The following is an 18,313-nucleotide window of genomic DNA, read 5'->3' on the forward strand; positions in this document are numbered from 1 at the left end:
ACGTGGGCACACCGGCCCGGACCGCGGCGGACGACGGCAAGACGCACCGCCTCGGCGAGCTGCGGGAGTTCCTGAGGAGCAGGCGGGCCCGGGTCAGCCCGGCCGAGGCGGGACTGCCGGACGGCGGCGCCCGGCGGCGCACCCCGGGGCTGCGCCGCGAGGAGGTCGCCGTCCTCGCGGGGGTGGGCGTCTCCTGGTACCAGTGGCTCGAACAGGGCCGCGACATCACCGTCTCGCCCCAGGTGCTGGACTCCGTCGCCCGGGTGCTGCGGCTCAGCAGCGCCGAACGCCGCCACCTCTACGTGCTCGCGGGGCTCAACCCGCCCGCCCCGGAGGTCGATCCGGCCCATGCCGACATGTGCGAGGGGCTGCAACGGCTGCTCGACGCCTGGATGCCGTACCCGGCGCACATCATGGACCCGTACTGGAACGTGATCCTCTACAACGACGCCGCGTCGGCGGTGATGGGGCTGCGGCCCGGCCGTACGCAGAACTGTGTGATCGACTTCTTCACCGATCCGGTCCACCGGGTGCGCACCCGGCACTGGGAGGAGACCGCGGCCCGGGGCGTCGCCCAGTTCCGTGCCGCGTGTGCCGAGTGCCCCGACGACGAGGGGTTCCGGGCGGTCGTCGCCGAGGCGTCGGCGCGCAGCCCCGAGTTCGCCGAGCTGTGGGCGCGCCGGGACATCGCGCCGGGCGGGCAGATGCGCAAGGAGCTGGCGCACCCGGCGGTGGGGGAGCTGGTCCTGGAGGCCACCCAGCTGCGCATCCCGGCCCGCCCGGATCTGGCGGTCGTGCTGCACACCCCGTGGCCGGACAGCGGCACGGAGGAGAAGCTGCGGTGGCTGGCCTCGCCGGAGGGCAGGCGCGGCTCGATGCACCAGGTGCGGGGATGAGCGGTCCGGGCGCCCGCGTGCCGGACCCGTCGCCGCTCTTCGTATGCTCGGCACATGACCGACAGCACCGGCCTCGGGGCCGAGGACCGCAAGATCGTCACACTGGCGCGCAGCGCCCGCGCCCGCAACGGCGTGCCGGAGGGCGCGGCCGTGCGGGACGAGACAGGACGCACCTATGTGGCGGGGACCGTGGAGCTGGAGTCGTTGAAGCTCAGCGCGCTGCGGACCGCCGTCGCCATGGCGGTGGCCAGTGGCGCCACCTCGCTGGAGGCGGCCGCGATCGTCTCCGACGCGCAGACCCCCTCGGACGAGGACCGCGCAGCCGTACGGGACCTGGGCGGCCCGGACACACCGGTGCTGCTCGCCGGGCCGGACGGGGTGCCGCGGCTCACGGTGACGGCGGGCTGACCGCCGGGGCGCCGGATCTTGACAGCACCTGATGGTCCATCAGTTGCCGCTTTTCGCTTGCATTGACTTCTTTTTCGGCCGGAGTCATCAATGGCCCCCTGCCGGCGCGGACGAGCCGCCGCGCCGCATCCCGCAGGAGGGGGCTTCATGCGTCCAGCCATCCGAAGATCCGACAGCCGAAGATCCTGTCGCCGCACCCGCCCGGACCGGGGCCGCCGCTGGGCAGCCGCACTGGGCGCCGGCGCGCTCGTCGTCGCCGGGGGAGGGCTGCTCGCCGGGCCCGCCGAGGCCGTGGCGACGGCCTCGGCGGCGGTGGACTTCCCGACCCACTGCATCCCGCCCGCCATCGCCGGCATCCCGCCCATCGACGGGACCACCTCGGCCGAGATCACCGTCGACAACGCCGCCCCGAAGGTCGGCGACACGGTCACGGTGACGTACACCGTCGTCGAACCGGCCGCCGGCAACCCCGTCGACCTGGCGCTGCCCGCCGACATCATGACGCCGACCGGCAAGGTCACCGTCGGCGGTGCGCAGTCCGCCGATGTGGGTGCCGGCCGAGCTGCTGCCCCGCCAGGAGGTCCGGCTCAGCGAGGAGTGGGCGGGCGCGCCGCAGCTGGAGTGGGGCGAGATCAAGCTCACCGCGAGCGCCCGCGGCACCCGTGAGTCCGCCACCGCCCCGTACTTCGCCCTGCCCTGGCTGGTCGCCGGGGTGCTGCTCGCGGCGCTGCTCGGGGGCGCGGCGCTGTGGATACGGGCCCGCCGGGGCCGCCTCGGTGCGGCGCGGCCCCGGGATCGGGGACAATGGGCGCCATGAGCGCTCGACCTAACCCAGAAGCTGCTGCGCAGCAGGCTGAGAACAACGCCCCCCACCGGGCCGGCTTCGCCTGCTTCGTGGGCCGTCCCAACGCGGGCAAGTCCACCCTTACGAACGCTCTGGTCGGCCAGAAGGTGGCGATCACGTCCAACCGGCCCCAGACGACCCGGCACACCGTGCGCGGCATCGTGCACCGGCCGGACGCACAGCTGATCCTGGTCGACACCCCCGGCCTCCACAAGCCCCGCACCCTGCTGGGCGAGCGTCTCAACGACGTCGTGCGCACCACCTGGGCCGAGGTCGACGTCATCGGCTTCTGCCTGCCGGCCGACCAGAAGCTCGGCCCCGGTGACAAGTACATCGTCAAGGAGCTCGCGGGCATCAAGAAGACGCCCAAGATCGCGATCATCACCAAGACGGACCTGGTCGAGTCCAAGCAGCTCGCCGAACAGCTGCTGGCCGTCTCGCGCCTCGGCGAGGAGCTCGGCTTCGAGTGGGCGGAGATCATCCCGGTCTCGGCCGTCAAGGACCGCCAGGTCGACCTGCTCGCCGACCTGATCGCCCCGCTGCTCCCGGAGAGCCCCCCGCTCTACCCGGAGGGCGACCTCACCGACGAGCCCGAGATGGTCATGGTCGCCGAGCTGATCCGCGAGGCCGCGCTCGAAGGCGTCCGGGACGAGCTGCCGCACTCCATCGCGGTCGTCGTCGAGGAGATGCTGCCGCGCGAGGACCGCCCGGCGGACAAGCCGCTGCTCGACATCCACGCCAACGTCTACATCGAGCGGCCCAGCCAGAAGGGCATCATCATCGGCCCCAAGGGCAAGCGGCTGAAGGAAGTCGGCACCAAGTCGCGCAAGCACATCGAGGCCCTGCTCGGCACCCCGGTCTTCCTCGACCTGCACGTCAAGGTCGCCAAGGACTGGCAGCGGGACCCGAAGCAGCTGCGCAAGCTCGGCTTCTGAGCGCAGCCCCGCACCGGCGGCCGGAGGCCGTCTCAGTCCAGGGCCCGGCTCACGCGCCCTCCTTCAGGACGCGTGAGACCAGGGCGCGCTGGGCGTCGGTGAGCCGGGGGTCCGCGCAGTGGACGGTGCGGCCGTCCACCGTGATCCGGTAGCTGAAGCCGTCCGGGACGCCCTGGGGTGCGGTGGCCCGGCCCTCGGCGAGCGCCGACCCGGCCAGGGCCTCCCACTCGTGGGCGTCGGCCCGCCCGGAGGTGTCGATCTCGCGGTGGCGCGCGATGCCGGCGAAGCCGCCGGTCCTGCTCACCTGGATCCGCATACGTGTCCTTCCTCGACGGACGGGCCCGGATACCCCTGGATACCCGCTTACGCGGTGGGTACGCCCACCTCCGACCACGCCTTGAGGACCGCTTCCGCCTCGTCGCCCTCGCCGAAGCGGCTGCGCGCCGCCGCCGCAGTCAGACGGGCGAAGTCCGCGAAGCTCGCGTCCACCGCCAGCTCACCACCCGTGAGCACGTCGAACCAGAGCTGTCCGGCGCGCTCCCAGGAACTGCCGCCGAGCGCGGTCGCCAGCAGGTAGAAGGCACGGTTCGGGATGCCGGAGTTGAGGTGCACCCCGCCGTTGTCGTCGCCGGTGTGGATGTAGTCGTCCATGGACGCGGGCTGCGGGTCCTTGCCGAGCACATCGTCGTCGTACGCCGTGCCCGGTGCCTTCATCGAGCGCAGCGCCACGCCCTGGACGCGGGGCGCCAGCAGTCCGGCGCCGATCAGCCAGTCGGCCTGCTCGGCGGTCTGGCCCAGCGTGTACTGCTTGACCAGGGAGCCGAAGACGTCGGACACCGACTCGTTGAGCGCGCCGGACTGGCCGTAGTAGCTCAGGTTGGCCGTGTACTGGGTGAGGCCGTGCGCCAGCTCGTGGGCGATGACGTCGATGGCGACGGTGAAGTCGAGGAAGATCTCCCCGTCCCCGTCGCCGAAGACCATCTGCTCGCCGTCGAAGAAGGCGTTGTTGTACTTCTCGTCGTAGTGCACGGAACCGATCAGCGGCAGTCCGTTGCCGTCGATCGAACGCCGGCCGTAGGCGCTGAGCAGCAGTTCGAACGTGGCGCCGAGGCCCGCGTACGCGCGGTTGACGCTCGCGTCGGACGTGGGCTCCTCGCCCTCGGCGCGGACCTTCGTACCCGGCAGGTCCGTGCCGTGGCGGCAGTCGTAGAGCGTGCGGTCGGGTTTGCCGGTGCGCTCGTCCTCCGGGACGGGGGCCACGGCGGACCGGGAGAAGGCGGTCACCTGGCGGCGGGTGCGCCGGGCGGCGTCGGCCTCCAGGGTGCGGCGGGCCGGGCCCGCGAGGACGGGGTCACTGGACTGGGACAGCTTGTCGAGGACATGGGGCGGCACGATGGTGCAGAAGACGGGGTGGAACCCGTACTGAGATCGAGGCTGCATACACACGACTGTGGCAGTGCGTGATCGCCATGTCACTGGTTGCCACCAGGATTGACGAAATAGAGTGATCGGTCACTGTTGGCCGTTTCGACCGCCCGGTCCCGCATACTGATACGGCACCGACGTCTCGGGCGCCCCTCGGCTAGTCTCGACGCATCATGCGTTTCGGGCTGCTTCTTCTTAGCTGCCGCGGCGAGGGCCTGTAGTCGTAGGCCGACCCCCTCCCCGCGGAGTCTGGTGTTGCAGCGACACAGTCGGCCGTCCCCTTGCAGGACACCCGAGGAGCCCTACGCCATGACCGAAGTGAATCCCGCGCAGACCCCCGCCTCGAACGCCGTGGGCCGCCCCACGCCGATCACCAACGCGACCGGGCTGCAGAAGCCGTCCGGGATGCCGGTCCACAAGTACGGCCGGTACGAGGCCGTCGAGATCCCGGACCGCACGTGGCCCGAGAAGCGGATCACCAAGGCGCCGCGCTGGCTCTCCACCGACCTGCGCGACGGCAACCAGGCCCTGATCGACCCGATGTCGCCGGCCCGCAAGCGCGAGATGTTCGACCTGCTCGTACGCATGGGCTACAAGGAGATCGAGGTCGGCTTCCCGTCCTCCGGCGAGACCGACTTCGCGTTCGTCCGCTCCATCATCGAAGAGGGCGCGATCCCCGAGGACGTGACGATCTCCGTCCTGACGCAGGCCCGTGAGGAGCTGATCGAGCGCACGGTCGAGTCCCTGCGCGGCGCCCACCGCGCCACCGTCCACCTGTACAACGCGACCGCCCCCACCTTCCGCCGCGTGGTCTTCCGCGGCACCAAGGAGCAGGTCAAGCAGATCGCCGTGGACGGCACCCGGCTGGTGATGGAGTACGCCGACAAGATCCTGGGCGAGGAGACGATCTTCGGCTACCAGTACAGCCCCGAGATCTTCACCGACACCGAGCTGGACTTCGCCCTGGAGGTCTGCGAGGCGGTCTGTGACGTCTGGCAGCCCGAGGAGGGCCGCGAGATCATTCTCAACCTGCCCGCCACCGTGGAGCGTTCGACGCCGTCCACGCACGCGGACCGGTTCGAGTGGATGTCGCGCAACCTGTCGCGCCGCGAGTTCGTCTGCCTGTCCGTCCACCCGCACAACGACCGCGGGACCGCCGTCGCCGCCGCCGAACTGGCGCTGATGGCCGGGGCCGACCGTATCGAGGGCTGTCTGTTCGGCCAGGGCGAGCGCACCGGCAACGTCGACCTGGTCACGCTGGGCATGAACCTGTTCTCGCAGGGCGTCGACCCGCAGATCGACTTCTCGCAGATCGACGAGATCCGCCGCACCAGCGAGTACTGCAACCAGATGGAGGTCCACCCGCGCCACCCCTACGCGGGCGACCTGGTCTACACCGCCTTCTCCGGCTCCCACCAGGACGCCATCAAGAAGGGCTTCGACGCCATGGAGGCCGACGCGGCCGCCCAGGGCAAAACCGTCGACGACATCGAGTGGGCGGTGCCGTACCTGCCGATCGACCCGAAGGACGTCGGCCGCTCCTACGAGGCGGTCATCCGGGTCAACTCGCAGTCCGGCAAGGGCGGAATCGCCTATGTCCTGAAGAACGACCACAAGCTGGACCTGCCGCGCCGGATGCAGATCGAGTTCTCCCGGATCATTCAGGCCAAGACCGACGCCGAGGGCGGCGAGGTCACGCCGGCGCAGATCTGGACCACGTTCCAGGACGAGTACCTGCCCAACCCCGAGAACGCCGCGGCTCAATGGGGCCGCGTACAGATCCGCTCCGGCCAGACCACGACCGGTTCGGACGGCCAGGACACGATCACCGTCGAGGCGACCGTGGACGGCGCGGACACCGTGCTGACCGGCACCGGCAACGGCCCGATCTCGGCGTTCTTCGAGGCGCTGCAGGCCATCGGCATCGACGCCCGGCTGCTGGACTACACCGAGCACACCATGAGCGAGGGCGCGAGCGCGCTGGCCGCCTCGTACATCGAGTGCGCCATCGACGGAAAGGTCCTGTGGGGCATCGGCATCGACGCCAACACCACCCGGGCCTCCCTGAAGGCGGTCGTCTCGGCCGTCAACCGCGCCACCCGCTGACCCGGTGCCCGAAAGGGCATGAAGTCGCACGGTCCGCGAACCCCGCCCACCCGTTTCCGGGGGGCGGGGTTCGGCCATCTCCGGACGGTTGTGACGGGCGAGGTGCTGACGCCACATCGTGGATGTGGTTAACATCACGTCAACACGGCAATGTTGCCGAGGGGGGCACCTCCCGTGCCCTCGGGGCTACGGGGGAGTTACGGAGGCGTACGACGTGCGGACAGCCCTGGGAGAACGCGCCATGAAGCTGCGTATCTGCGGCATCCGCACGCACTGGGACACCGTCGGTGACGGCGAGTTCTTCTGCCCCGGCTGCGGAGGCGACCGCAACTACCGCCGTCTCACCGGACGTCGCCGCTTCACCTTCCTCGGTGTCCCGCTCCTGCGGCGCGGCACCGTCGGGCCGGTCGTCGAATGCGCGGCGTGTCAGCGGCACTTCGGCACCGAGGCGCTCGACCACCCCACCACCACCCGGTTCTCCGCGATGCTCAGGGACGCCGTGCACACCGTGACCCTCGGCGTTCTCGCGGCCGGCGGCACCACCTCCCGCACGGTCCTGGAGACGGCGGTCGACACCGTGCGCGGCGCCGGATTCGACGACTGCACGCAGGAGCAGCTCGCCACCGTCGTGGAGGTCCTCTCCGCCGACATCGGCCACGGCTCCGCGTTCGACCCCGCCGCCGAGGCGTGCGGCGCGGCCCTGGCCATCGAGCTCCACGAGGCGCTGGAACCCCTCGCCCCGCACCTCGCCCCCGCCGGGCGCGAATCGATTCTGCTCCAGGGCGCCCGGATCGCCCTCGCCGACGGCGGGTACAGCCCGGCCGAGCGCGAGGTGCTGACCACGGTCGGCGGGGCGCTGCGGCTGCGCGCCGAGGACACCGCCCGGCTGCTCGCCGCAGCGGCGCGTACGCCCTCCTGATCCGCCGGGCCGCAGGCCCAGTCCGCCTCCGTACTCCCCGGGGAGTAACCGGAGCGCCGCACCCTCCCCGGAAGCAGTGCCGAAGTCGGTCCCGCGCGTGACGTCTCGCGCCCGCCGCGACGGAAGTCTGGACAGCACCGGACAACCGGACGGACGGAAGAGGGGGCCTCCCATGAGGACCGCACAGGACACGGGCGAGAGCGCACGGAGCGCCGAGGAACGGTCGCGGCCGCACCGGCGGTGGCGTGCGCTGCCCTGGGCGATCGTCGCGCTCTGGGCCGCCGCGCTCGCGATCGCCGGACCGCCGGCGGGCAAGCTCGCCGACGTACAGCAGAACCGCGCCGTCGACTATCTGCCGGCGAGCGCCGACTCCACGCAGGTCGCCAAGATCCAGGACGCGCTGCCCGGCGGCGAGTCCACCGACCTCGTCCTCGTCTACCACCGCGAGGGCGGGCTGACCGCCGCCGACCGGGCCGAGGCGGCCCGGCAGACCGCCGCCGCGGCGAGCGGCCACACCCTCACCGCGCCCCCGCGTGCCGTCCCCTCCCGGGACGGCGCGACGCTGATGTACCCCGTGTCCACGACCGAACCGGGGCAGGACGACGAGGCGCGCACCGCGTTCGTCGACGACGTACGCGAGGTGGTGAAGGGGACCGGCGCACTGAACGCCGAGGTCGGCGGCCCCGGAGCGCTGACCGTCGACGCGCAGAAGGTATACGGCTCGCTCGGCGGGCCGCTGCTCTACACGACCGTCGCCGTCGTCGCGATCCTGCTGATCCTCATCTACCGCAGCCCGCTCCTGTGGCTGGTTCCGCTCGTTGTCGCGGGCGTCGCCGACGCCCTGTCCATGGGCGTCGTCTACGGCCTCAACCGGGGCTTCGACGTCACCGTCACCGGCCAGAGCTCCGCCGTGATGACCATCCTCGTCTTCGGCGCGGGCACCGACTACGCCCTGCTGCTCGTCTCGCGCTACCGCGAGGAACTCACCCGCGTCGCCCGGCCCCACGAGGCGATGGCGGCGGCGCTGCGCGGCTGCGGACCGGCCGTCCTCGCCTCTTCCGGCACCGTCGCCGCGGGCCTCCTGTGCCTGCTGGCCGCCGATCTCACCAGCAGCCGGGGCATGGGGCCCATCGCCGCCGTCGGGGTGCTGTGCGCGCTCCTGGCGATGCTGACGCTGCTGCCGGCCGTCCTGGTGCTGCTGGGCCGGCGGGTGTTCTGGCCGCTCGTGCCCGTCCACGGCACCGAGCCCCGCAGGCGCCGCTCGCTGTTCGCCGCCATGGGCGGCTCCGCCGGGCGCAGGCCCGTCGCCGTGCTCGTCACCGGCGGGGTCCTGCTGGGCGCGCTGTCGCTCGGGGTCCTCCGCCTTCCCGGCGACCTCAAGCAGGAGGACTCCTTCACCACCCGGCCCGACTCCGTCACGGCCATGGCGACGCTCGCCGGCGCCTATCCCGGCCGCTCCAGCCAACCGGTCACCGTCACCGCCCCCACCGAACGGGCCGGCAAGGCCCTCGCGACGGCCCGCGCCACCGAGGGCGTCGCCTCCGCCGAGCGAGGCCGCAGCGGCGGCGGCTGGACCGAACTCTCCGTCGTCGCCGAGGCCGCGCCCGAGTCCGCGGGGGAGCGGGCCACGATCGAGGCTCTGCGCGAGCGGCTGCCCGGCAGCCACGTCGGCGGGCCCGGTGCCCAGCAGATGGACCTGGAGACGGCCAGCTCCCGGGATCTGAGGATCGTCGTCCCGCTCGTCCCGCTCGTCCTGCTCTCCGTCCTGCTCATCCTGATCGCCCTGCTGCGCAGCCTCGTCGCCCCGCTGCTGCTCGTCGCCGCCGTCGTCGCGGTCTGGGGCGCCGCCCTCGGCATCGGCGGACTGCTCTTCGAACCGCTCCTCGGCCTCAAGGGCACCGACCCCGGACTGCCCCTGCTCTCCTTCGTCTTCCTGGTGGCCCTCGGTGTCGACTACGGCATCTTCCTGATGCACCGGGTCCGCGAGGAGGCCCGGCGCGGCGCCGAACCCACCGACGCGGCGCTCACCGCCCTGCGCACCACCGGCGGGGTCATCGCCTCGGCGGGGCTCGTGCTCGCCGCCACCTTCGCCGTCCTGACGAACATGCCGCTGGCGGGCCTGGTCGAAATGGGCTTCGTCATCGCCGTCGGCGTACTCCTGGACACCTTCCTCGTCCGCACCTACCTGGTGACGTCGGCGAGCGTGGCCCTGCAGCGCCGGATGTGGTGGCCGGGCGCGCTCAGCCGTACCCCCGACGCACCGGAGCCCCGCGCGCCGGAACTTGTCGGGGCCCCCTGACAGTGCCCCGCCCCGTACCGGAGGATGGCCGCGTGCCCCCAACCACGAGCCGTCGCGAGCGCGTTCTGGCGGTCGTCAACCGCGACCCCATGCACGCGCCGCACCGCACCCGCACCGACGCCCTCGTCGCCGTGGGCGCCGGTGCGCTCTCCGCCGCCCTCGCCCTCACCGGCGACGCCGCCCACGCACCCGGGCCGCTGGGCTGGCTCCTGCTCCTGGGCAGCGCCGCACTCCTGGCGTGGCGGCGGCGCGGCCCCGTGCTCACGCTCCTCGCCATGGTGCCGCTGCTGGCGCTCTACCACGGCGCCGACCATGTGCACACGGCTCCGATGCCGCAGACCTGGATCGCGCTCTACACCGTCGCCGTGACCGGCCGCCCGCTGCGCACCCTGCTCGTCGGCGTCGGCGTGACGGCCGTGATGGTGACGGTGGTCCTCGGCATCAGCACCCACGACGGGCTCGAACTGCTGCGGATCTCCGGGTGGATCGTCGCGGTGCTGTTCTGCGGGGTGGACGTGCGCATCTACCGCCAGTACGTCGCCTCGGTGCTGGAGCGCGCCGAACGCGCCGAGCGGACCCGTGAGGAGGAGGCCAGGCGGCGGGTCGCCGAGGAGCGGCTGCGGATCGCCCGCGATCTGCACGATCTGCTGGCCCACAGCATCACGCTCATCGGGGTGCAGACGTCGGTCGCCTCGCACATCCTGACCGTCGACCCGCAGCGGCTGGACCGGCAGGCCGTCGCCGCCTCGCTGGACGACATCGCCGACACCTGCCGGGAGGCCAGGGCGGAGCTGCGGACCACCCTCCAGGTGCTGCGCGACACCCGCCACGACAGCGGCCCGGACCCCGAGGGGCCGCTGCCCGGCCTGGCCGCCCTGCCCGGTCTCGTACGGGCCGCCGAGGCGGCCGGGGCGCGGGTCGACCTCCGGGTCGGCGCCCCGGCCGGCCGCCTCGCCCCGGCGACCGGGGCCGCCGCCTACCGGATCGTCCAGGAGTCCCTGACCAACGCGGTACGGCACGCGGGCGCCGGAGTCCGCGTCCGCGTCGTCGTCGAGCCCGTCCCCGGGGCCCTGCGCGTCACCGTCACCGACGACGGCACCGGCCCGGTGGACGACGGCTCCGCCCCCGGGTTCGGGATCCTGGGGATGCGCGAACGCGCCCGCAGCGCGGGCGGCACCCTGGACGCCGGACCCCGCCCCGGCGGCGGCTTCGAGGTGTCGGCCCTGCTGCCGTCGCCCGAGCGTCCGCCGGCGGGGGAACACGAGCGGGGCGAGGAACACGCACCGGCACGGGAAACGGAGGCGGCCTCATGATCAGGGTCCTGCTCGCCGACGACCAGACGCTCGTCCGGGCGGCGTTCGCGATGCTCGTCGGCTCCGACCCGGACATGGAGGTCGTCGGCGAGGCCGCCACCGGCCTCGAAGCGGTCGCGCTCGCCCGCTCGGCCCGCGCCGACCTCGTCGTGATGGACATCCGGATGCCCGAACTCGACGGCATCGAGGCCACCCGCCGCATCGCCGCCGACGAGGACCTGGCCGGGGTGAAGGTGCTGGTCCTGACCACGTACGACACCGACGACCACATCGTCGAGGCGCTGCGGGCCGGGGCCTCCGGCTTCCTGGTCAAGGACACCCGGCCCGCCGACCTGCTCGCCGCGATCAAGACCGTGGCCGCGGGCGAGGCCCTGCTCTCGCCGGGCCCCACCGCCCGGCTCATCGCCCGGGTCCTCAGCGCGCCCCGCACCCCGGCCGGCCCGTACCCCGGCGGCCCGGACGTCCTCTCCGACCGCGAACGCCAGGTCCTTGCCCTGGTCGCGCGCGGCCTCAACAACACCGAGATCGCCGAGAGCCTCGGCCTCAGCCCGCTCACCGCCAAGACCCATGTCAGCCGGATCATGGGCAGACTCGGCGCCCGCGACCGGGCCCAGCTGGTGATCGTCGCCTATGAGTCGGGGCTGGTCGTGCCCGCGGGCGGCGGCGCGGCGGGAAACTGACCGGACCGGATCACGGGGGCGGGCCCGGCGCGCCGCCCGCGTACCGGACAATGGGGCCATGAGCTTGTTCCGGGACGACGGCGTGGTGCTGCGCACGCAGAAGCTGGGCGAGGCCGACCGGATCATCACGATACTGACCCGGAGCCACGGCCGCGTGCGGGCCGTCGCGCGCGGGGTACGGCGCACGAAGTCGAAGTTCGGCGCCCGCCTGGAGCCGTTCTCCCATGTCGACGTGCAGTTCTTCGCGCGCGGCAGCGAACTGATCGGGCGCGGACTGCCGCTCTGCACCCAGAGCGAGACGATCGCCCCGTACGGCGGCGGCATCGTCACCGACTACGGCCGCTACACCGCGGGCACCGCCATGCTGGAGACCGCCGAGCGCTTCACCGACCACGAGGGCGAACCGGCGGTCCAGCAGTATCTGCTGCTGGTGGGCGGGCTGCGCACGCTGGCCCGCGGGGAGCACGAGCCGCACCTCATCCTGGACGCCTTCCTGCTGCGCTCCCTCGCGGTCAACGGCTACGCCCCCAGCTTCGACGACTGCGCCCGGTGCGGAATGCCCGGTCCGAACCGTTTCTTCTCCGTCGCGGCGGGCGGCGTCATATGCGGCGACTGCCGGGTGCCCGGCAGCGTCGTACCCTCGGCTGAGGCCATCACCCTGCTGAGCGCACTGCTCACCGGCGACTGGGAGACGGCGGACGCGTGCGAGGCGCGTCATGTCAGGGAGGGGAGCGGGCTGGTGTCCGCCTATCTGCACTGGCATCTGGAGCGCGGGCTGCGCTCGCTGCGGTACGTAGAGAAGTGACACAGGGAGACTGAGAAGCTCATGGCAGTACGCGGGATGCTCGGCGGCCGTAGCCGGCGTGACTACAAGACCCCGGAGCCGCACCCGTCCGGTGCCGTGCCGCCGAAGATCCCCGGTGAGCTGGTGCCCAAGCACGTGGCCGTGGTGATGGACGGCAACGGCCGGTGGGCCAAGGAGCGGGGCCTGCCGCGCACCGAGGGGCACAAGGTCGGCGAGGGCGTCGTCATGGACGTCCTCAAGGGCTGCATCGAGATGGGCGTCAAGAACCTCTCGCTGTACGCCTTCTCCACGGAGAACTGGAAGCGGTCCCCGGAGGAGGTGAAGTTCCTCATGAACTTCAACCGGGACGTCATCCGCCGCCGCCGTGACGAGATGGACGAGCTCGGTATCCGGATCCGCTGGGTCGGCCGCATGCCCAAGCTGTGGAAGTCCGTCGTCCAGGAACTCCAGGTCGCCCAGGAGCAGACCAAGGACAACGACAGGATGACGCTGTACTTCTGCGTCAACTACGGCGGCCGGGCGGAGATCGCGGATGCCGCGCAGCGGATCGCGCGGGATGTCGCCGCCGGGAAGCTGGACCCGTCGAAGGTCAACGAGAAGACGTTCGCGAAGTACATCTACTACCCGGACATGCCGGACGTCGACCTCTTCGTCCGCCCCAGCGGCGAGCAGCGCACGTCGAACTATCTGATCTGGCAGAGCGCGTACGCCGAGATGGTCTTCCAGGACGTGCTGTGGCCGGACTTCGACCGCCGTGACCTGTGGCGGGCCTGTCTGGAATTCGCCCAGCGCGACCGCCGCTTCGGCGGCGCCGAGGAAGCCGCGGCCTCCGGCAGCTGAACGGACGGGCCGGCGGGGGGTCTGCCCCTGCCGGCCCGGATCACTCGCGGTGCGCCTACTGCTTCCCGGCGCTCGCGCACTCCGCGCACGTGCCGAAGACCTCCACCGTGTGCGCCACGTTGACGAAGCCATGCTGTGCGGCGATGGTCTCCGCCCACTGCTCGACCGCCGGGCCCTCGACCTCGACCGCCTTGCCGCACATCCGGCAGACCAGATGGTGGTGGTGGTCACCGGTCGAGCACCGCCGGTAGACCGATTCGCCCTCGGTGGTGCGCAGCACATCGACCTCGCCCGCGTCGGCGAGGGACTGCAGGGTGCGGTAGACCGTGGTCAGCCCGACCGAGTCACCGCGGTGCTTGAGCACGTCGTGCAGTTCCTGGGCGCTGCGGAACTCGTCCACCTCGTCGAGCGCCGCCGCCACGGCCGCCCGCTGCCGGGTCGACCGGCCGCGCACCGGGGCCGCGTTCGTTCCGCTGATCGGCGCCGTCGCCACAGGAGCCTCCTCGTGTCGCCCGTACGTATGTCGGGCCATTGTGCCAGTCCGGCCCGGCCGCAGGGTCAGACGCGGACGTCGTCCGCCGCCGGGCGTGCGCCCGGTACTTCCAGGGTGCACCGCTCCGCGGCCGTCTCGCTCCGCCGGGCGCGCCTTCTGGCCAGCGGGGCGGCGAGCAGCGTGAGGAGGACGAAGACCCCGATGGCGAGCAGCACGATCGTCGCGCCGGGCGGCACGTCCTGGTAGTACGAGGTCACGGTGCCGGCCAGGGTCACGGCGACCCCGATGACGACCGACAGCACGAACGTCACCTTGAAGGACCGGGTGATCTGCTGCGCGGCGGCGACCGGGACCACCATCAGGGCGCTGACCAGCAGCAGCCCGACGACCCGCATCGCCACGGTGACGGTGACGGCCGCGGTGACCGCGACCAGCAGGTTCAGCACGCGCACCGGCAGCCCGGTGACCCGGGCGAACTCCTCGTCCTGGCTGACGGCGAACAATTGTCGCCGCAGCCCCACCGTCACCAGCAGCACGAACGCCGCGAGCAGCGAGATCGAGGTGATGTCCTCGGAGGAGACCGTGGACAGCGAGCCGAAGAGGTACGAGGTGAGATTGGCGTTCGAGCCGGTGTCGGAGAGGTTGATCAGCAGGACACCGCCCGCCATGCCCCCGTAGAACAGCATGGCCAGCGCGATGTCGCCGCGGGTGCGTCCGTACCAGCGGATCAGCTCCATGACGACCGCGCCCGCCACGGCGACGGCGGTGGCCATCCAGACCGGGCTGGTGGACAGCAGGAAGCCGAGGCCGACCCCGGTCATCGCGATGTGTCCGATGCCGTCGCCCATCAGGGCCTGCCGGCGCTGCACCAGGTAGATGCCGACGGCGGGCGCGATGACACCGACCAGGACGGCGGCGAGCAGGGCCCGCTGCATGAAGGGAGGGGTGAGGAATTCCATGATCAGCTCAGCAGTCCCGTCCGGACGGGCTCGGAGGCCGCGTGGGGGTGTACGTGGTCGTGGCCGGGCAGGGCGTGCTGCCCGAGGGCCTTCGGGGGCGGTCCGTCATGCATCACACAGCCGTCGCGGAGCACCACGGCCCGGTCGATGAGCGGTTCCAGCGGGCCCAGCTCGTGCAGGACGAGCAGGACGGTGGTGCCGGCCGCTACCTGCTCGCGCAGGGTCGCGGCGAGGATCTCCTGGCTGGCCAGGTCCACACCGGCCATCGGCTCGTCCATGATCAGCAGCTCGGGTTCGGCGGCGAGCGCGCGGGCGATCAGCACCCGCTGGTGCTGGCCGCCGGACAGGGCGTTCACCGAGTCCCGGGCGCGGTCGGCGAGGCCGACGAGCTCGATGGCGCGGTCGACGGCGGCCCGGTCCGCCTTGCGGGGCAGGCCGAGCCCGGTCCGCGACAGCCGCCCGGAGGCGACGACCTCGCGGACCGTGGCGGGCACTCCGCCGGCGGCCGTGGTGCGCTGCGGTACGTAGCCGACCCGGGCCCAGTCGCGGAAGCGGCGCAGCGGGGTGCCGAACAGCTCGACGGTGCCGCCGGTCAGCGGGACCTGGCCGATGACGGAGCGCACGGCGGTGGACTTGCCCGAGCCGTTGGCGCCGAGCAGGGCCACGACCTCGCCGCGGTGCACGGTCAGGTCGATGCCGCGCAGCACGGGGCGTGCGCCGAGGGTGGCCGTGGCGTCGCGTACGACGATCACGGGTTCGGGCGGGGTGCTCTGGGGCTCGGGCATGAGCGTCTCCGGTGCTGCTGCGCGGTTCGGGCCGGCCGGCTGGGTGGGGTCGCTCACTTCGCGCCGAGGGCCTTCTGCAGCGCGGTGAGGTTGGACTGCATGACCTCGATGTAGTCAGCGCCCTTGGACTTGTCCGTGATTCCCTCCAGCGGGTCCAGGACGTCGGTCTTCAGTCCGGTGTCCCGGGCGACGGTCTTCGCCGTCCTGTCGCTGGCGAGGGTCTCGAAGAAGACGGTGGTGACCTTCTTCTTCTCCGCGATGGAGTGCAGGGCGCTGATGCGGGCGGGGCTGGGCTCGGCCTCGGGGTCGATGCCCGCGATGCCCTCCTGGGTGAGGCCGTAGCGCTCGGCCAGGTATCCGAAGGCGGAGTGGGTGGTGATGAACGTCCTGGTGGCGGTGGTCCTCAGCCCCTTCTCGTACGCGGTGTTCAGCGTGCCGAGCTCGGTGACCAGGGCGTCGGTGTTCTTGCGGTAGTCCGCGGCGTGGTCCGGGTCGGTCTTCTCCAGGGACTTGCCCAGGCCCTTGGCGACCTCGGCGTACTTCACCGGGTCCAGCCAGATGTGCGGGTCGGCGCCGGCCTCCTCGCCCTCGTGCTCATGGGCGTGCTCCTCGCCGCCGGCCTCCGTGCCGTGGTCCTCCAGCTCGGTCAGCTTCGCGGCGTCGACCGTGTGCTGTGCGCCGGACTGCTTGATCGCGTCGTCGACGGCGGGCTGGATGCCGTCGAGGTAGACGATCAGGTCGGCGTCGCTCAGGCCGCCGATCTGGCGGGGGCTGAGCTCCAGGTCGTGCGGCTCCACGCCGGGCTTGGTCAGGGTGGAGACGGAGACGTGGTTCCCGCCGATCCGCTCGGCCAGGAACTGCATCGGGTAGAAGGACGCCACCACGTTGAGCCTGTCGCCGTTCTTGTGACCGGCGGCGTCGGACGTCGAGCAGGCGGAGAGGGCGGTGAGGCCGAGGACGACTGCTCCGGCGACGGCGGTCGTGGGTATGAGGCGGCGTACGTTCATGACAGTCATTTTCAACAAAAGTGGAAACGATTGTCAACAAGGCGGATGAAATGCTTCCGGAACCGACTGCCCCGCTCCCGATTTGATCGAAGGCCCGTGCCCGCCGGTAATCTGAGTCATTAGCCGTTCGCCGTCGTAATGAAGAGAGCACCGTGGCCGCCGACAAGATCGACTCCATCGTCAGCCTGAGCAAGCGCCGTGGCTTCGTTTTCCCCTCCAGTGAGATCTACGGCGGTCAGCGCGCCGCCTGGGACTACGGGCCGCTGGGCGTCGAGCTCAAGGAGAACCTCAAGCGTCAGTGGTGGCGCTACATGGTCACCGCGCGCGAGGACGTGGTCGGTCTCGACTCGTCGGTCATCCTGGCCCCCGAGGTGTGGGTGGCCTCCGGTCACGTCGCCACGTTCTCCGACCCGCTGACCGAGTGCACCTCCTGTCACAAGCGCTTCCGCGCGGACCACCTGGAGGAGGCGTACGAGGAGAAGCACGGCAAGCCGCCGGTCAACGGCCTCGCCGACCTCAACTGCCCGAACTGCGGCAACAAGGGCACGTTCACCGAGCCCAAGGAGTTCTCCGGCCTGCTCTCGACGCACCTCGGCCCGACCCAGGACTCCGGCTCGGTCGCCTACCTGCGCCCCGAGACCGCCCAGGGCATCTTCACCAACTTCGCCCAGGTGCAGACGGCTTCGCGCAAGAAGCCGCCGTTCGGCATCGCGCAGATGGGCAAGTCCTTCCGGAACGAGATCACTCCGGGCAACTTCATCTTCCGCACGCGCGAGTTCGAGCAGATGGAGATGGAGTTCTTCGTCAAGCCGGGCGAGGACGAGCAGTGGCAGGAGTACTGGATGGAGCAGCGCTGGAACTGGTACACCGGTCTCGGCCTGCGCGAGGAGAACATGCGGTGGTTCGAGCACCCGAAGGAGAAGCTCTCCCACTACTCCAAGCGCACCGCTGACATCGAGTACCGCTTCCGCTTCGGCGGCAGCGAGTGGGGCGAGCTGGAGGGTGTCGCCAACCGGACGGACTACGACCTGAAGGCGCACTCCAAGGCCTCGGGCACCGACCTCCAGTTCTACGACCAGGAGGCCGGCGAGCGCTGGACCCCCTACGTCATCGAGCCGGCGGCCGGTGTCGGCCGCTCGATGCTGGCCTTCCTGCTGGACGCCTACATCGAGGACGAGGCGCCCAACGCCAAGGGCGTCATGGAGAAGCGCACCGTGATGCGCCTCGACCCGCGCCTGGCCCCGGTCAAGGTCGCGGTCCTGCCGCTGTCCCGCAACCCGCAGCTCTCGCCGAAGGCCAAGGGCCTCGCCGCCGACCTGCGGCAGAACTGGAACATCGAGTTCGACGACGCGGGCGCCATCGGCCGCCGCTACCGCCGCCAGGACGAGATCGGCACCCCGTTCTGCGTCACCGTCGACTTCGACACCCTCGACGACAACGCGGTCACCGTGCGCGAGCGCGACACCATGAAGCAGGAGCGCGTCTCCCTGGACCAGATCCAGGCGTACCTCGGCGCCCGGCTGCTCGGCTGCTGAAACCCGCACCCGCTGGACGAAGCCCCCGGTTCCCCGTACGGAGCCGGGGGCTTCGGGCACACTG

General features: G+C 71.7%; 17 protein-coding genes and 1 pseudogene. 12 read left to right on the plus strand and 6 right to left on the minus strand.

Going from position 1 to position 18,313, the window contains the following annotated elements; genetic code table 11:
- Nucleotides 1-2: 2 nt before the first annotated feature.
- The 4 genes and pseudogenes from RLT58_RS24545 (at nt 3) to era (ending at nt 3,083) form a co-directional block, all read left to right on the plus strand.
- Nucleotides 3-896, plus strand: a complete 894-nt coding sequence (locus RLT58_RS24545; RefSeq protein WP_311312518.1) for a helix-turn-helix transcriptional regulator — start codon at nt 3-5, stop codon at nt 894-896.
- A 54-nt stretch (nt 897-950) separates the two neighbouring features.
- The gene (locus RLT58_RS24550) at nt 951-1,304 is read left to right on the plus strand and encodes a cytidine deaminase-like protein (RefSeq protein ID WP_311312519.1); all 354 of its coding nucleotides are present in this window, start codon (nt 951-953) and stop codon (nt 1,302-1,304) included.
- A 147-nt stretch (nt 1,305-1,451) separates the two neighbouring features.
- Nucleotides 1,452-1,880 (plus strand): annotated as a pseudogene (locus tag RLT58_RS24555) (hypothetical protein); the annotation flags it as partial.
- 228 nt (nt 1,881-2,108) lie between these two features.
- Nucleotides 2,109-3,083 (plus strand): GTPase Era, encoded by a 975-nt coding sequence (era, locus tag RLT58_RS24560; RefSeq protein WP_311312520.1) that lies wholly within the window; start codon nt 2,109-2,111, stop codon nt 3,081-3,083.
- A 49-nt stretch (nt 3,084-3,132) separates the two neighbouring features.
- Here the strand turns inward: era and RLT58_RS24565 are convergent, their stop codons facing one another.
- Together RLT58_RS24565 and RLT58_RS24570 are read right to left on the minus strand one after the other, a co-directional pair.
- A complete protein-coding gene (locus RLT58_RS24565) occupies nt 3,133-3,399 on the minus strand; it encodes a protealysin inhibitor emfourin (protein WP_311312521.1) in 267 nt (88 codons plus the stop codon).
- A 47-nt stretch (nt 3,400-3,446) separates the two neighbouring features.
- Nucleotides 3,447-4,523: a M4 family metallopeptidase gene (locus RLT58_RS24570; protein ID WP_311312522.1), complete on the minus strand. Its 1,077-nt coding sequence runs from the start codon at nt 4,521-4,523 to the stop codon at nt 3,447-3,449.
- A 294-nt stretch (nt 4,524-4,817) separates the two neighbouring features.
- Here RLT58_RS24570 and leuA point away from each other — a divergent pair, with 294 nt between their 5' ends.
- The 7 genes from leuA to RLT58_RS24605 all read left to right on the plus strand — a co-directional run bounded on the left by leuA (nt 4,818) and on the right by RLT58_RS24605 (nt 13,470).
- A complete protein-coding gene (gene leuA / locus RLT58_RS24575) occupies nt 4,818-6,614 on the plus strand; it encodes a 2-isopropylmalate synthase (protein WP_311312523.1) in 1,797 nt (598 codons plus the stop codon).
- Between the two features lie 241 nt (nt 6,615-6,855).
- A complete protein-coding gene (locus RLT58_RS24580; protein WP_311312524.1) occupies nt 6,856-7,533 on the plus strand; it encodes a TerB family tellurite resistance protein in 678 nt (225 codons plus the stop codon).
- 172 nt (nt 7,534-7,705) lie between these two features.
- Nucleotides 7,706-9,832 carry an MMPL family transporter gene (locus RLT58_RS24585; RefSeq protein WP_311312525.1) on the plus strand — a complete coding sequence of 709 codons (2,127 nt, stop codon included), beginning with the start codon at nt 7,706-7,708 and terminating at the stop codon, nt 9,830-9,832.
- An 89-nt stretch (nt 9,833-9,921) separates the two neighbouring features.
- Nucleotides 9,922-11,145, plus strand: coding sequence for a sensor histidine kinase (locus tag RLT58_RS24590; protein ID WP_311314635.1), 1,224 nt, complete (start codon nt 9,922-9,924; stop codon nt 11,143-11,145).
- Nucleotides 11,142-11,825 (plus strand): response regulator, encoded by a 684-nt coding sequence (locus RLT58_RS24595; RefSeq protein WP_311312526.1) that lies wholly within the window; start codon nt 11,142-11,144, stop codon nt 11,823-11,825. Before RLT58_RS24590 ends, RLT58_RS24595 begins: the two co-directional genes overlap by 4 nt.
- Nucleotides 11,826-11,883: 58 nt before the next feature.
- Nucleotides 11,884-12,630, plus strand: a complete 747-nt coding sequence (gene recO / locus RLT58_RS24600) for a DNA repair protein RecO (RefSeq protein ID WP_311312527.1) — start codon at nt 11,884-11,886, stop codon at nt 12,628-12,630.
- A 21-nt stretch (nt 12,631-12,651) separates the two neighbouring features.
- The gene (locus RLT58_RS24605) at nt 12,652-13,470 is read left to right on the plus strand and encodes an isoprenyl transferase (protein ID WP_311312528.1); all 819 of its coding nucleotides are present in this window, start codon (nt 12,652-12,654) and stop codon (nt 13,468-13,470) included.
- 55 nt (nt 13,471-13,525) lie between these two features.
- Here the strand turns inward: RLT58_RS24605 and RLT58_RS24610 are convergent, their stop codons facing one another.
- From RLT58_RS24610 to RLT58_RS24625, 4 genes are all read right to left on the minus strand, one after another.
- On the minus strand, nt 13,526-13,963 hold the full coding sequence (locus RLT58_RS24610) for a Fur family transcriptional regulator (RefSeq protein WP_311312529.1): 438 nt from the start codon (nt 13,961-13,963) through the stop codon (nt 13,526-13,528).
- Nucleotides 13,964-14,028: 65 nt separating this feature from the next.
- On the minus strand, nt 14,029-14,922 hold the full coding sequence (locus RLT58_RS24615; protein ID WP_311312530.1) for a metal ABC transporter permease: 894 nt from the start codon (nt 14,920-14,922) through the stop codon (nt 14,029-14,031).
- A gap of 2 nt (nt 14,923-14,924) precedes the next feature.
- Nucleotides 14,925-15,707, minus strand: coding sequence for a metal ABC transporter ATP-binding protein (locus RLT58_RS24620; RefSeq protein WP_311312531.1), 783 nt, complete (start codon nt 15,705-15,707; stop codon nt 14,925-14,927).
- Between the two features lie 53 nt (nt 15,708-15,760).
- Nucleotides 15,761-16,714 (minus strand): metal ABC transporter substrate-binding protein, encoded by a 954-nt coding sequence (locus RLT58_RS24625; RefSeq protein ID WP_311312532.1) that lies wholly within the window; start codon nt 16,712-16,714, stop codon nt 15,761-15,763.
- Between the two features lie 152 nt (nt 16,715-16,866).
- Between RLT58_RS24625 and RLT58_RS24630 the strand changes: the two genes are divergently transcribed.
- A complete protein-coding gene (locus RLT58_RS24630) occupies nt 16,867-18,249 on the plus strand; it encodes a glycine--tRNA ligase (protein WP_311312533.1) in 1,383 nt (460 codons plus the stop codon).
- The last annotated feature ends 64 nt before the right edge of the window (nt 18,250-18,313 follow it).

It is taken from the genome of Streptomyces sp. ITFR-16 (assembly GCF_031844705.1).
Taxonomy (GTDB): domain Bacteria; phylum Actinomycetota; class Actinomycetes; order Streptomycetales; family Streptomycetaceae; genus Streptomyces.